The sequence below is a fragment of the Pseudomonas lactucae genome (assembly GCF_036688725.1).
In the GTDB taxonomy this organism is placed as follows: Bacteria; Pseudomonadota; Gammaproteobacteria; order Pseudomonadales; family Pseudomonadaceae; genus Aquipseudomonas; species Aquipseudomonas lactucae.
In genome coordinates, this window is sequence record NZ_JAQQPT010000001.1 from 260,438 (window position 1) to 274,275 (window position 13,838).

Below are 13,838 nucleotides of genomic sequence, written 5' to 3' on the forward strand. Positions count from 1 at the left end.
TTTTAATCGATTGGAGAATACGGAATGTCTTCCTTGCTACGCGCCACCCTGATCACCCTGGCCCTGCTGACCGCAGCCGGTTGCACCAGCAAACCCGTGCTCAACACCCAGCACGACCTGCAGGCCGACACCCAGGTCAGCGAAGAAAAAATGAAACAGGTCATCGTCAACGCCCTGCAAAAACGCGAGTGGACCGTACAGCGCCTGAGCCCGCAACTGGTGCAGGCCGAAATCACCGTGCGTAACCAGTACTACGCGGCCATCGACATCCGCTATACCCGCAACAGCTATGCCATCACCTACCGCGACAGCCGTGCGCTGGGCTACAAGGACGGCAAGATCCATCGCAACTACAACCGCTGGGTGAACAACCTGGACAGCGACATCATGGCCGGCTTGCGCAGCAATGGCGTGAGTGGCGAGCAGGGCTCGGCGGCGCAATTGTTTGAGCAGACCGGGACGTCCAAGCAGAACTGAGGCGTTCAATCCTTCAGAAACGACAAAGGGCGCCTTTCGGCGCCCTCTTCACAAACAGGTTGGCTTGTCATCGCCGCCTCCTGCCTGGCTCTGCGACGGCTGGTTGCCCAGGATCCTCAGAGTCTCACAAGCCCCTTTCGGGAACTCGGGCAGTATGCCTGAAATCAGCTCTCCTGCAACACGTGGCAAAGTGCCGTTCGTGCACCGCTCAGCTCATCACACCCCCAAAGCACTACGTACTGCCACCTTTACGGCTGAAAACTGCTCATGGGAAAGCTCCGCAATTTTGTAAGTTCGTTTGCCCTGCCGGTCTTTGCTTTTAATTCTATCGAGTCGCCCCAGACTAACGGTCGCTACGATGTCGCATTTCGCCCAACAGATCGGGCTCGCGCCTTGAAGATGACTGTCGAGCTGTAAATGATGCGCCAGCACCGTTTGCGGAGCAGTCGTACTCAGAGGAACAACCGTCACCAGCAACTTATTGGTTCGGTGCTTACGTATCACAATAACCGGCCGGATCTTGATGATTTCCGGGACCTCATAGCCTCGGAAATCACAAATCGACACGCTGCCCTCCTTGGGCTGATACAGAAGTGCCATCCATATCACTCGCTTGTAAAAAGGCGATTTTGCGCAAGTTTCCAGCGAATAACTAAGCCGGTTGCGTTACCTGATATGTGACGATGCCTACACCCCTGCCTTACGCGTCAACAACTCCACAAACGCCTTCGCCATCGGCGTCTGAACGCCCTTGCGCTGTACCAGCCACACCGAGGTCACCGCCTCCGGGTCCAGCAAAGTACGATACACCACCCCATCAATACGAATGCGCTGGTAAGAGGCCGGCAGCACCGACACGCCCAGCCCCGCCGCCACCAGGCCGATGATAGTCATCGCCTCTCCTGCTTCCTGGGCGAAGTGCGGGCTGAAGCCAGCGTCGCGGCACAGGCTGAGCAGTTGGGCATAAAGGCCGCTACCGTAGCTACGTGGGAAAAACACAAAAGGCTCGTCAGCCAACTGCCGCAGACACAGGCCACCGTCGCTGCCTTCCACCAGCGGGTGACCGGCGTTCAATACGGCGACCAAGGGTTCGCGCATCAGCTCGATCACACTTAACGAATCCGGCAGCGGCAATGGCCGCATCAACCCCACCTGGATCGACTCATCCACCAGCGACTCAGCCACTTGGGTGCTGCTCATTTCCTGAAGGTTCAGGTGCACCGCCGGGAAGGCCTGGCGAAACGCAAAGATCGCCTGGGGAATACTGGCGTTGAACGGTGCGGAAGAGGTGAAGCCAATCTTCAACTCCCCCAACTCACCCAACTGTGCGCGCCGCGCTACATCCGACGCCTTATCCACTTGGGCCAGCACCAACCGCGCTTCGTGCAGGAACAGGCGCCCTGCCTCACTCAGCTCAACCCGACGATTGGTACGCTCGAACAACCGCGCACCCACCTCCTGCTCCAGCGCCTGGATCTGCTGGCTCAGTGGCGGTTGCGAAATGCCCAGCACCTGCGCGGCGCGACCAAAGTGCAGCTCTTCGGCGACGGCGATGAAGTACCGCAGATGACGCAATTCCATGTAAACCCCATTAGGTCGCAAAAGCTATCAAACAGGTCGAACAATATATTGGAAAGAATCATTAGCCAGCTATATTCTTTTTTGCATTGCCAGCCCTGCCAGGCTTTGCTCCCGAGGTCCCCGTGAAATCTGCCGCCGCTTCACTTGCTCAAGAAGTCCCGCCCACCGCACTGGATGAGGTGGTGGCTCAGCTCAATGACGAGTTCATCGAAAAAGGCACGCCGATGTTCATGCGTACCGTGCTGGCGCTGTTCTCCGGCGGTTTTGCCACCTTTGCCCTGCTGTATTGCGTGCAGCCGATGATGCCCGCGCTGTCCCACGAGTTTGCCATCAATGCGGCGCAAAGCAGCCTGATTCTGTCGGTGGCTACTGCGATGCTGGCCCTGGGCTTGCTGATCACCGGGCCGATTTCCGACACCTTGGGGCGCAAACCGGTGATGGTCGCTGCGCTGTTCTGCGCAGCGCTGGCCACGATTGCCAGCGGCCTGATGCCGTCCTGGGAAGGAATCCTGCTGATGCGTGCACTGGTGGGCCTGTCGCTCAGCGGCCTGGCTGCCGTGGCGATGACCTATCTCAGCGAAGAGATCCACCCGCAACACATCGGCCTGGCCATGGGCCTGTACATCGGCGGCAACGCGATTGGCGGCATGAGCGGCCGCCTGATCATCGGTGTATTGATCGACTTCGTCAGCTGGCACACCGCAATGCTGATCATCGGCGCGCTGGCGCTGATCGCGGCCACGGTGTTCTGGAAGATCCTCCCCGAATCGCGCAACTTCCGCGCTCGCAGCCTCAAGCCGCGCAGCCTGCTGGACGGCTTTGTCATGCACTTCAAGGACGCGGGCCTGCCGTGGCTGTTCCTCGAAGCCTTCCTGCTGATGGGCGCGTTCGTGACCCTGTTCAACTACATCGGCTATCGCCTGTTGGCCGCCCCCTACGACCTGAGCCAGGCCGCGGTCGGCCTGCTGTCGTTGGTGTACCTGTCGGGCATCTACAGCTCAGCCAAGATCGGCTCCCTCGCCGACCGCCTAGGCCGCCGTCGCGTGCTGTGGGCGACCATCGTGCTGATGCTCTGCGGTATGGCGCTGACCCTCTTCACGCCGTTGTGGCTGGTGATACCCGGCATGCTGGTGTTCACCTTCGGCTTCTTCGGCGCCCACTCGGTAGCCAGCAGCTGGATCGGCCGCCGTGCGCTGAAAGCCAAGGGGCAGGCGTCATCGTTGTACCTGTTCAGCTATTACGCGGGGTCGAGTATTGCCGGGACGGCGGGCGGATTTTTCTGGCACTTGGCCGGGTGGAATGGGATTGGCGGGTTTATCGTGGCGTTGTTGATTGGCGCGCTGATGGTGGCGTTGAGACTGGCGAAGTTGCCGCCGTTGGGGCATGTGAAGGCCTGACGCGATTTTGCTTTTGATGTGGGAGGGGGCAAGTCCCTCCCACATTTTTGATCAGTGTTTTATTCGTGATATTGCGCGGACAGTTCGTGCACCGCACGCAGGAACGCGCCCGCATGCTCCGGGTTCACTTCCGGCGTAATGCCATGACCCAGGTTGAACACATGCCCGGTGCCCTTGCCATAGCTGGCCAGGATGCGCCCGACTTCGGCGCGGATCGCTTCCGGCTTGGCGTAGAGCACGGTCGGGTCCATGTTGCCTTGTAGCGCAACCTGGTTGCCGACACGACGGCGGGCCTCACCCAGATCGCAGGTCCAATCCAGGCCCAGTGCATCGGCACCCGCGTCGGCAATGCTCTCCAGCCACAGGCCACCGCCCTTGGTGAACAGGATGACCGGCACTTTGCGGCCTTCGTGTTCGCGGATCAGGCCGCTGACGATCTTGCGCATGTAGGCCAGGGAAAACTCCTGGTACGCTGCCGCCGACAGGTTGCCGCCCCAGGTGTCGAATATCTGCACGGCTTGCGCGCCGGCCATGATCTGGCCGTTGAGGTAAGCGGTGACCGACTGGGCCAGTTTGTCGAGCAGCAGGTGCATGGCTTGGGGGTTGTCGTAGAGCATGGCCTTGGTCTTGCGGAAGTCTTTCGACGAGCCGCCTTCGACCATGTAGGTGGCCAGGGTCCAGGGGCTGCCGGAGAAACCGATCAGCGGCACGCGGCCGTTCAGCTCGCGGCGAATGGTGCTCACGGCGTCCATCACGTAGCCGAGGTCTTTGTGCGGATCGGGAATCGGCAGGGCTTCGATATCGGCCAGGGTGCTGACGACCTTCTTGAAACGCGGGCCTTCGCCGGTCTCGAAGTACAGGCCTTGGCCCATGGCGTCAGGGATGGTGAGGATATCGGAGAAGAGGATGGCCGCGTCCAGCTGCGGGTAGCGGTCCAGCGGCTGCAGGGTGACTTCGCAGGCGAACTCCGGATTCATGCACAGGCTCATGAAATCGCCGGCGTGGGCGCGACTGGCGCGGTATTCCGGCAGGTAGCGACCGGCCTGACGCATCATCCATACGGGCGTGACGTCTACGGGTTGCTTGAGCAGGGCACGAAGGAAACGGTCGTTCTTGAGGGCAGTCATGTCGGCATCCGCAAAAAAAGTGCGGGCATTTTCTCAGAGCGCGACGCAAAAGGCACGGAGTGAGCCGTGCCTTTTGTCTATCGGGTCAATTTGTCGCGGACATGAAAGCGCTGCAAATCAAATGTGGGAGGGGCGGTGCGACGATTCGACTTGCCCCCGATTGCAGTGTGTCAGTCTCAGTATCTTTAACTGAACCACCGCTATCGGGCCAAGCCCCCTCCCACACTTTAAACCCATTTCAACCCGGGATCGGGGTCAGACTTGCAGATAGTCCAGGATCCCTTCGGCGGCATTGCGGCCTTCGAAGATCGCCGTCACCACCAGGTCAGAGCCGCGCACCATGTCGCCACCGGCGAAGATTTTCGGGTTGCTGGTCTGGTGCTTGTACTGGCCTTGTTCCGGGGCGACGACGCGGCCCTGGCTGTCGGTCTGGATTTCGAATTGCTCGAACCACGGCGCCGGGCTTGGGCGGAAACCGAAGGCGATGACCACGGCGTCGGCCGGGATGATCTCTTCGGAACCCGGGATCGGCTCGGGGCTGCGACGGCCACGGGCATCCGGTTCGCCGAGACGGGTCTCGACCACCTTCACGCCTTCGACGCGGTCTTCACCCACAATCGCGATCGGCTGGCGGTTGTAGAGGAATTTCACGCCTTCTTCCTTGGCGTTCTTCACCTCTTTACGCGAGCCGGGCATGTTGGCTTCGTCACGACGGTAGGCACAGGTCACCGACTTGGCACCCTGGCGGATCGAGGTGCGGTTGCAGTCCATCGCGGTGTCGCCACCGCCGAGCACCACGACCTTCTTGCCTTTCATGTCGACGAAATCTTCCGGCGACTTTTCAAAGCCCAGGTTGCGATTGACGTTGGCGATCAGGAAGTCGAGCGCGTCATACACGCCCGGCAGGTCCTCACCGGCAAAACCGCCTTTCATGTAGGTGTAGGTGCCCATGCCCATGAACACGGCATCGTATTCGGCGAGCAGTTGCTCCATGGTGATGTCCTTGCCGATTTCGGTATTGAGACGGAACTCGATACCCATGCCGGTGAACACTTCACGACGGTTGCTCAGTACGGTTTTTTCCAGCTTGAACTCGGGGATGCCGAAGGTCAGCAGGCCGCCGATTTCCGGGTTCTTGTCGAACACCACCGGGGTCACGCCGCCGCGCACCAGCACGTCGGCACAACCCAGGCCGGCAGGGCCTGCGCCGATGATTGCGACACGCTTGCCGGTCGGTTTGACCTTGGACATGTCCGGGCGCCAGCCCATGGCGAACGCGGTGTCGGTGATGTACTTCTCCACCGAACCGATGGTCACCGCGCCGAAGCCGTCGTTGAGGGTGCACGCACCCTCGCACAGACGGTCCTGGGGACAAACCCTGCCGCAGACTTCCGGCAGGGTGTTGGTCTGGTGCGACAGCTCGGCGGCCGCGAGGATGTTGCCCTCGGCCACCAACTTGAGCCAGTTGGGAATGAAGTTGTGCACCGGGCACTTCCATTCGCAATACGGGTTACCGCACCCCAGGCAGCGGTGGGCCTGGTCGGCCGAGTGCTGGGGTTTGAAGGGTTCGTAGATTTCCACGAACTCTTTCTTGCGTTGACGCAACAGTTTCTTCTTCGGATCTTTGCGCCCGACATCGATGAACTGGAAGTCGTTATTCAGACGTTCAGCCATGTTAAAACCTCATCAAACTCTTCAGGCGCATATCACTGCGGGTTGGCACGGATGCTGGAAAGCAACGATTTCAGGTTGGCAGCCTTGGGCTTGACCAGCCAGAAACGACGCAGGTAATCATCGAGGTTCTCGGCGAGGTTACGACCCCATTCGCTGCCGGTTTCCTCGACGTACTCGTCCAGCACGTGCTGCAAGTGGTTCCGGTAGGACTCCATGGCTTCGCCGCTGATGCGCTGGATCTCGACCAACTCGTGGTTGACCTTGTCGACGAAGGTGTTGTCCTGGTCGAGCACGTAGGCGAAACCGCCGGTCATGCCCGAGCCGAAGTTGTAGCCGGTCTTGCCCAGTACCGCGACAAAGCCCCCGGTCATGTACTCGCAGCAGTGATCGCCAGTGCCTTCCACCACGGTGTGGGCACCGGAGTTACGCACGGCGAAACGCTCACCGGCGGTACCGGCGGCGAACAGCTTGCCGCCGGTGGCGCCGTACAGGCAGGTGTTGCCGATGATGGCACTGTCCTGGGTCTTGTACACGCTGCCTTTAGGCGGAACGATCACCAGCTTGCCGCCGGTCATGCCCTTGCCCACGTAGTCGTTGGCGTCGCCTTCCAGGTACATGTGCAGGCCGCCGGCGTTCCACACGCCAAAGCTCTGGCCCGCAGTGCCCTTGAAGCGGAAGGTGATCGGTGCCTTGGCCATGCCTTGGTTACCGTGCTTGCGCGCGATTTCGCCGGAGACGCGTGCGCCGATGGAACGGTCGCAGTTGCAGATATCCAGGGCGAATTCACCACCGCTGGCGTCGCTGATCGAGGAACCGGCCATCGAGACCATCTTCTCGGCCAGCAGGCCTTTGTCGAACGGCGGGTTGCGCTCAACGCCACAGAACTGCGGCTTGTCGGCAGGGATGTGATCGCTGCCCAACAGCGGCGTCAGGTCCAGGTGATGCTGCTTGGCGGTCTGGCCTTCGAGGATTTCCAGCAGATCGGTACGCCCGATCAGCTCTTCGAGGGAACGCACACCCAGCTTGGCCAGCCACTCACGGGTCTCTTCGGCGACGTAGGTGAAGAAATTCACCACCATGTCGACGGTACCGATGTAGTGATCCTTGCGCAGCTTCTCGTTCTGGGTCGCGACGCCGGTGGCGCAGTTGTTCAGGTGGCAGATGCGCAGGTATTTGCAGCCCAGGGCAATCATCGGCGCGGTGCCGAAGCCGAAGCTTTCGGCGCCGAGGATCGCAGCCTTGATCACGTCGAGGCCGGTTTTCAGGCCGCCGTCGGTCTGTACCCGCACCTTGCCGCGCAGGTCGTTGCCGCGCAGGGTCTGGTGGGTCTCGGCCAGGCCGAGTTCCCATGGCGCACCGGCGTACTTGATCGAGGTCAGCGGCGAAGCGCCGGTGCCGCCGTCGTAGCCGGAGATAGTGATCAGGTCGGCATAGGCCTTGGCCACACCGGCGGCAATGGTGCCCACGCCGGCTTCCGCCACCAGTTTCACCGAGACCAGCGCCTGCGGGTTGACTTGCTTGAGGTCGAAAATCAGCTGCGACAAGTCTTCGATCGAATAGATGTCGTGGTGCGGCGGTGGCGAAATCAGGGTCACGCCCGGCACCGCATAACGCAGCTTGGCGATCAGGCCGTTGACCTTGCCGCCTGGCAGCTGGCCGCCTTCACCGGGCTTGGCGCCCTGGGCGACCTTGATCTGCAGCACTTCGGCGTTGACCAGGTATTCCGGGGTCACACCGAAACGACCGGTGGCGACCTGCTTGATTTTCGAGCTCTTGATGGTGCCGTAGCGCGCGGGGTCTTCGCCGCCTTCGCCGGAGTTGGAACGCGCACCCAGGCGGTTCATGGCTTCGGCCAGGGCTTCGTGTGCCTCCGGCGACAGGGCGCCCAGGGAAATACCGGCGGAGTCGAAGCGCTTGAGGATCGATTCCAGCGGTTCGATTTCGCTGATGGCCAACGGTGTGTCCAAGGTCTTGACCTTGAACAGGTCGCGGATCATCGACACCGGGCGGTTATCCACCAGCGCGGTGTAGGCCTTGAATTTGGCGTAGTCGCCCTGCTGCACAGCGGCTTGCAGGGTGCTGACCACATCCGGGTTGTAGGCGTGGTATTCGCCACCGTGCACGAATTTGAGCAGGCCGCCTTGCTGGATCGGCTTGCGCGCGCTCCAGGCTTCGGCTGCCAGGGCTTTCTGTTCGGCTTCGATGTCGACGAAACGCGCGCCCTTGATGCGGCTTGGCACGCCACGGAAGCTCAGGTCGCAGACTTCTTCGGACAGGCCGATGGCTTCGAACAGTTGCGCACCGCGATACGAGGTAACGGTAGAGATGCCCATCTTCGACAGGATCTTCAGCAGGCCCTTGGTGATGCCCTTGCGGTAGTTCTTGAACACCTCGTAGAGGTCGCCCAGTACTTCACCGGTACGGATCAGGTCACCCAGCACTTCGTACGCGAGGAACGGGTACACCGCCGAAGCGCCGAAGCCGATCAACACCGCAAAGTGGTGCGGGTCGCGGACGGTGGCGGTTTCGACGAGGATGTTGGAGTCGCAGCGCAGGCCTTTTTCGGTCAGGCGGTGGTGCACCGCGCCAGTGGCGAGCGAGGCGTGGATCGGCAGCTTGCCCGGCGCGATGTGGCGGTCGGTCAGCACGATCTGGGTACGCCCGGCGCGCACGGCTTCTTCGGCCTGGTCGGCGACGTTGCGCACCGCGGCCTCAAGGCCGAGGCTCTCGTCGTAGTTCAGGTCGATGATCTGGCGGTCGAAGCCTGGGCGATCCAGGTTCATCAACGAGCGCCACTTGGCCGGGGAAACCACTGGCGAGCTGAGGATCACGCGGGAAGCATGCTCAGGCGATTCCTGGAAGATGTTGCGCTCGGCACCGAGGCACACTTCCAGGGACATCACGATGGCTTCGCGCAGCGGGTCGATCGGTGGGTTGGTCACCTGGGCGAACTGCTGGCGGAAATAGTCGTACGGCGTGCGCACGCGCTGGGACAGCACGGCCATCGGCGTGTCGTCGCCCATGGAGCCGACCGCCTCGTAGCCTTGCTCGCCAAGCGGACGCAGCACCTGGTCGCGCTCTTCGAACGTGACCTGGTACATCTTCATGTACTGCTTGAGCTGGTCGATGTCGTAGAAGGCCGAACCGTGGTCGTTGTCTTCCATGGTTGCCTGGATGCGCAGGGCGTTCTTGCGCAGCCATTGCTTGTACGGGTGACGTGACTTCAAACGGTTGTCGATGGCGTCGGTGTCGAGGATCTGCCCGGTTTCGGTGTCCACGGCAAGGATCTGGCCTGGGCCGACACGGCCTTTGGCAATCACGTCTTCGGGCTGGTAGTTCCACACGCCGATTTCCGACGCGAGGGTGATGAAGCCGTTGGTGGTGGTGACCCATCTCGCCGGGCGCAGGCCGTTACGGTCGAGCAGGCACACCGCGTAGCGACCGTCGGTCATGACCACGCCGGCCGGGCCGTCCCACGGCTCCATGTGCATCGAGTTGTACTCGTAGAAGGCACGCAGGTCCGGGTCCATGGTCTCGACGTTCTGCCACGCAGGCGGAATGATCATGCGCACGCCACGGAACAGGTCGATGCCGCCGGTGACCATCAGTTCGAGCATGTTGTCCATGCTGGAGGAGTCGGAACCCACGCGGTTGACCAGCGGGCCGAGCTCTTCCAGGTCCATCAGATCGTTGGCGAACTTGGTGCGACGGGCCACGGCCCAGTTGCGGTTGCCGGTGATGGTGTTGATCTCGCCGTTGTGGGCGAGGAAGCGGAACGGCTGGGCCAGCGGCCATTTCGGCAGGGTATTGGTGGAGAAGCGCTGGTGGAACACGCAGATCGCGGTTTGCAGGCGCTCATCGCTCAGGTCCGGATAGAAGGCGGTGAGGTCCGCCGGCATCATCAGGCCTTTGTAAATGATGGTCTTGTGGGAAAAGCTGCAGATGTAGTGGTCGGTGTCGGCGGCGTTGGCCACGGACGAGCGACGACGCGAAGTGAACAGCTTGATCGCCATGTCCTGATCGCTCAGGCCGTCGCCCGCGATGAACACTTGTTCGATCTGCGGCAGGCGCTCCAGGGCCAGGCGGCCGAGGACGCTGGTGTCGATCGGCACTTTGCGCCAGCCGACGAGTTGCAGGCCGGCAGCGATGATCTCGCGGTTCATGTTCTCGCGAGCGGCTTCGGCCTTGACCGGGTCCTGGTTGAAAAACACCATGCCCACGGCGTACTGCTTGGGCAGGTCGATCGCGAAATGCTCTTTGGCGACTGCGCGCAGGAACAGGTCGGGCTTTTGAATCAGCAAGCCGCAGCCATCACCGGTCTTGCCGTCGGCGTTGATCCCACCGCGGTGGGTCATGCAGGTCAGGGCCTCGATGGCCGTTTGCAAAAGGGTATGACTGGGCTCGCCCTGCATATGGGCTATCAGGCCGAAACCGCAGTTATCCTTGAATTCATCGGGTTGGTACAGACCTGCTTTCATAGACACTTTCTCACCAGGCTGCCTCTTATAACGAGGCAAATTTCTTTTCAATTCAACCGGTTACCTTCCACGCCGAACGTACGCCGGCTTAGCGGGGGCAAAAGGGAGGTCATTGTACACACCGACACAGAGGCTCACAAATTTAGCGACGAAATGTCGCAAATCTATGTCGCATTTATGAAAGGTTTAAAGCGATATGCTGTGCTAGTCAAAACTTTTTTAATTCTGACCGCTACGACTCAAAAGCTACTATGACGCAGACACCACAAAGCGCGCGGCCTGTAGAGGTCGCACGCACTTGCGGTTTTAATTTTGAGGTGCCGGGAGGGCGGCCTGGGTAAGGCCGCCGGATCTTCAGCGAGTTGTCGCGAGTTCTTGTTGAACGCTGGCGACAGTGCGAGGCCAAGGTTTACCAGCCTGAACCTTCGCTGGCAAGGCTTTGATCGCAGAATCGGCGGCGGCGCGGCTTGCGAAGTTGCCGTAGGTGATCACGTAGAGAGGCTTGCCGTTGAGCACTTTCTTGAAATAACGGTACTCGCCGCCCTGCTCTTTCACGAACGCCTGGGCGTTGGCTTCGGAGCTGGTGCCGAGGATCTGCACCACGAAGTTGCCGCTTGGCTGGCTGGCGTACCAGCTACCGCCAGCAGCGCCGGCCTTGGCGACGGTGACCGGTTTTTCCGCAGGCTTGGCCGCAGGCGCCGGTTTGGCGGCGGGAGCCGGTGCCACAGGCTTGGCAACCGGTGCCGGCTTGGCGGTCGCGACCGTCGGTGCAGGTGTCTGCGCCGGCACTGGCTTGGCGGCCGGTTGACCCGCTGGCACGCCCGCAGGCGGCGCGGTGGTGGTCACGGTCGGCGGGGTGGCGCTGGAGCCTTCCACCGGCACGCCGTCGTCGCCCTCGGCGATGCCACCGGCTTCTTCGGCGAGCGGGCCGCGCATCACCGGCTGGCCGACCATTGGCAGGTTGGTGGGTTGGCCGGAGTTGGCGAACTCAACGTTAGGAGTAGGCTTGCCCAGTGGCAACTGCGCCTGTTCGGTTGGCGCGCCGGCGGTGGTCGGTGCCTTGTTGCGACCCGGGATCAACCAGGCAGCGGCTACAGCGACCACGACAACAGCGGAAATCGCCAATACGTGCTTCTTAGGCATAGTGAACCCCATCTTTGGACGCTTGACCGCAGAGCGGCTGGCAATCATGGCTTCGATCATCGCATCGCGGGCAACCTGGTTGATGGTGCCGGGCCAGCCGCCTGCGCTGTCGTGAATATCAGAGATCTGTTGAGCGGAGAAAAGTTCGATACCGGCCCCGGCGCCTTCGAGGCGTTGAGCCAGGTATTCGCGGGTTTCGTCCTCTTCGTACGGCTGCAATTCGATGACGTGGAACAGCTCCTGATCGCCGCTCAATTGCTCAAGATCGGCGATCAGCGATGATTCACCGAACAGGAATACGTGCGGACGGCCTTCGGGCGTACCCGCCGCCAGCGCCAGCAGCGCTTCCAGGGCCGATTCGTCGAGCTGCTCGGCGTCATCCACCAGCAGGTAGACTTCCTGGCCGGTCAGGCCCAGTTGCACCACTTGCTTGAGGATCGCATTCGGCTCGGCATTGGCCACATCCAGAGCCTGGGCAACCTGGCCCAATACGCCCGCCGCATCACCGACGCCACGGGCCGACACCACCACGCTCTGTACTGACTGCTTGTTGGTGCTGGCCACCAGGGCCTGGCGCAGCAAGGTCTTGCCGCTGCCCAGCGGACCGGTCACAACCAGCAGCAATTGGCTGTAGCGCGCCAGGTGATGCAGTTGCCCCAGCACTGGCTTGCGCTGGGCCGGGAAAAATTTGAAGCCAGGCACCCGTGGCGCAAAAGGGTCGTGGCTCAGGTGGTAATGGCCGAGGAACGCCTCGTCGGCATGCAAACTAGTCATCGCGATCTTATTAACCTTTAAGCTGGGCCAGGGCGCGGTAATCCGCTCCCAGCGTGGCCTGTAAAATCTCTTTCGGATAATCGTCGGTCACCACCGCTTCGCCCATGTGGCGCAGCAACACCAGTCGCAGTCGACCGTCGATCACTTTCTTGTCTATCGCCATATGCTCGAGGAAGTCCGCCTCGGTCATCTCCTGCGGCGGAATAACCGGCAAGCCGGCGCGCTGGAACAGGCGGATACCACGATCACGCTCCTGGGCACTGATCCAGCCCAGGCGGTGCGACATCTCCAATGCCATCACCGTGCCAGCCGCCACGGCCTCACCATGCAACCACACACCATAGCCCATGTGCGTTTCGATCGCATGGCCGAAGGTATGCCCCAGGTTCAGGGTAGCCCGTACGCCGGACTCCCGTTCGTCTGCATTCACCACCAGCGCCTTGGCGGCGCAGGAGCGGGAAATGGCTTCGGTCAGCGCCGCCTGGTCGAGGTTGCGCAGCGCATCCACGTGCTCTTCGAGCCAGGTCAGGAACGGCTCATCGCAGATCAGCCCGTACTTGATGACTTCCGCCAGACCGGCCGACAGCTCGCGCGGTGGCAGGGTGTTGAGGGTCGCGGTGTCGATCAGCACGGCCTGCGGCTGGTAGAACGCACCGACCATGTTCTTGCCCAGCGGGTGGTTGATGCCGGTCTTGCCGCCCACCGACGAATCGACCTGGGACAGCAGGGTGGTCGGCACCTGGATAAAGTCTACGCCACGCTGGTAGCAAGCCGCCGCAAAACCGGCCATGTCGCCGATCACACCGCCGCCCAGGGCGATCACAGTGGTACGCCGGTCATGACGTGCCGTCAGCAGGCCATCAAAAATCAGTTGCAGGGTTTCCCAGTTCTTGTGGGCTTCGCCGTCGGGCAAAATCACGGAGATCACCGAGTAGGCCGCCAGGCTGCGACTCAAACGCTCAAGATACAGTGGCGCGACCGTTTCATTGGAAATGATCGCCACTTGTCGCCCGGCAATGTGCGGCGCCAACAACTCGGGCTGGTCCAGCAGACCTTCGCCAATGTGGATCGGGTAGCTACGCTCGCCTAGATCGACCTTAAGTGTCTGCATGTGTCCCCGCGTTAGAGATAGTTGACGGTCGGCAACGTCCGCTGCCTGATGGCTCTACGCCACACCTCACAGGGTC

Annotated in this window: 9 protein-coding genes; 2 read left to right on the forward strand and 7 right to left on the reverse strand. The window is 61.5% G+C overall.

The window, feature by feature from the left end; all coding sequences use genetic code 11:
• Nucleotides 1–24: 24 nt before the first annotated feature.
• Nucleotides 25–477, forward strand: a complete 453-nt coding sequence (locus V6M90_RS01150) for a hypothetical protein (protein ID WP_141063066.1) — start codon at nt 25–27, stop codon at nt 475–477.
• Between the two features lie 216 nt (nt 478–693).
• On the opposite strand, the gene V6M90_RS01155 is transcribed toward V6M90_RS01150, so the two are convergent.
• On the reverse strand, nt 694–1,077 hold the full coding sequence (locus V6M90_RS01155) for a type II toxin-antitoxin system PemK/MazF family toxin (RefSeq protein ID WP_332845966.1): 384 nt from the start codon (nt 1,075–1,077) through the stop codon (nt 694–696).
• A gap of 87 nt (nt 1,078–1,164) precedes the next feature.
• Nucleotides 1,165–2,058 carry a LysR family transcriptional regulator gene (locus tag V6M90_RS01160; protein ID WP_141063068.1) on the reverse strand — a complete coding sequence of 298 codons (894 nt, stop codon included), beginning with the start codon at nt 2,056–2,058 and terminating at the stop codon, nt 1,165–1,167.
• A gap of 170 nt (nt 2,059–2,228) precedes the next feature.
• On the opposite strand from V6M90_RS01160, the gene V6M90_RS01165 reads away from it, so the two are divergent.
• Nucleotides 2,229–3,455, forward strand: a complete 1,227-nt coding sequence (locus V6M90_RS01165) for an MFS transporter (RefSeq protein WP_408637266.1) — start codon at nt 2,229–2,231, stop codon at nt 3,453–3,455.
• A 59-nt stretch (nt 3,456–3,514) separates the two neighbouring features.
• Here the strand turns inward: V6M90_RS01165 and hemE are convergent, their stop codons facing one another.
• The 5 genes from hemE to aroB form a co-directional block, all read right to left on the reverse strand.
• Nucleotides 3,515–4,582, reverse strand: a complete 1,068-nt coding sequence (gene hemE, locus V6M90_RS01170; RefSeq protein ID WP_003171229.1) for a uroporphyrinogen decarboxylase — start codon at nt 4,580–4,582, stop codon at nt 3,515–3,517.
• Nucleotides 4,583–4,837: 255 nt separating this feature from the next.
• Nucleotides 4,838–6,256, reverse strand: a complete 1,419-nt coding sequence (locus tag V6M90_RS01175; RefSeq protein ID WP_003171228.1) for an FAD-dependent oxidoreductase — start codon at nt 6,254–6,256, stop codon at nt 4,838–4,840.
• A 32-nt stretch (nt 6,257–6,288) separates the two neighbouring features.
• Nucleotides 6,289–10,734 carry a glutamate synthase large subunit gene (gene gltB / locus V6M90_RS01180; RefSeq protein WP_332845968.1) on the reverse strand — a complete coding sequence of 1,482 codons (4,446 nt, stop codon included), beginning with the start codon at nt 10,732–10,734 and terminating at the stop codon, nt 6,289–6,291.
• Between the two features lie 354 nt (nt 10,735–11,088).
• Entirely contained in the window at nt 11,089–12,651 is a 1,563-nt protein-coding gene (locus V6M90_RS01185; RefSeq protein WP_003171224.1) for an SPOR domain-containing protein, read from the reverse strand.
• Between the two features lie 10 nt (nt 12,652–12,661).
• Nucleotides 12,662–13,762, reverse strand: coding sequence for a 3-dehydroquinate synthase (gene aroB, locus V6M90_RS01190; RefSeq protein WP_003171223.1), 1,101 nt, complete (start codon nt 13,760–13,762; stop codon nt 12,662–12,664).
• Between the last annotated feature and the right edge of the window lie 76 nt (nt 13,763–13,838).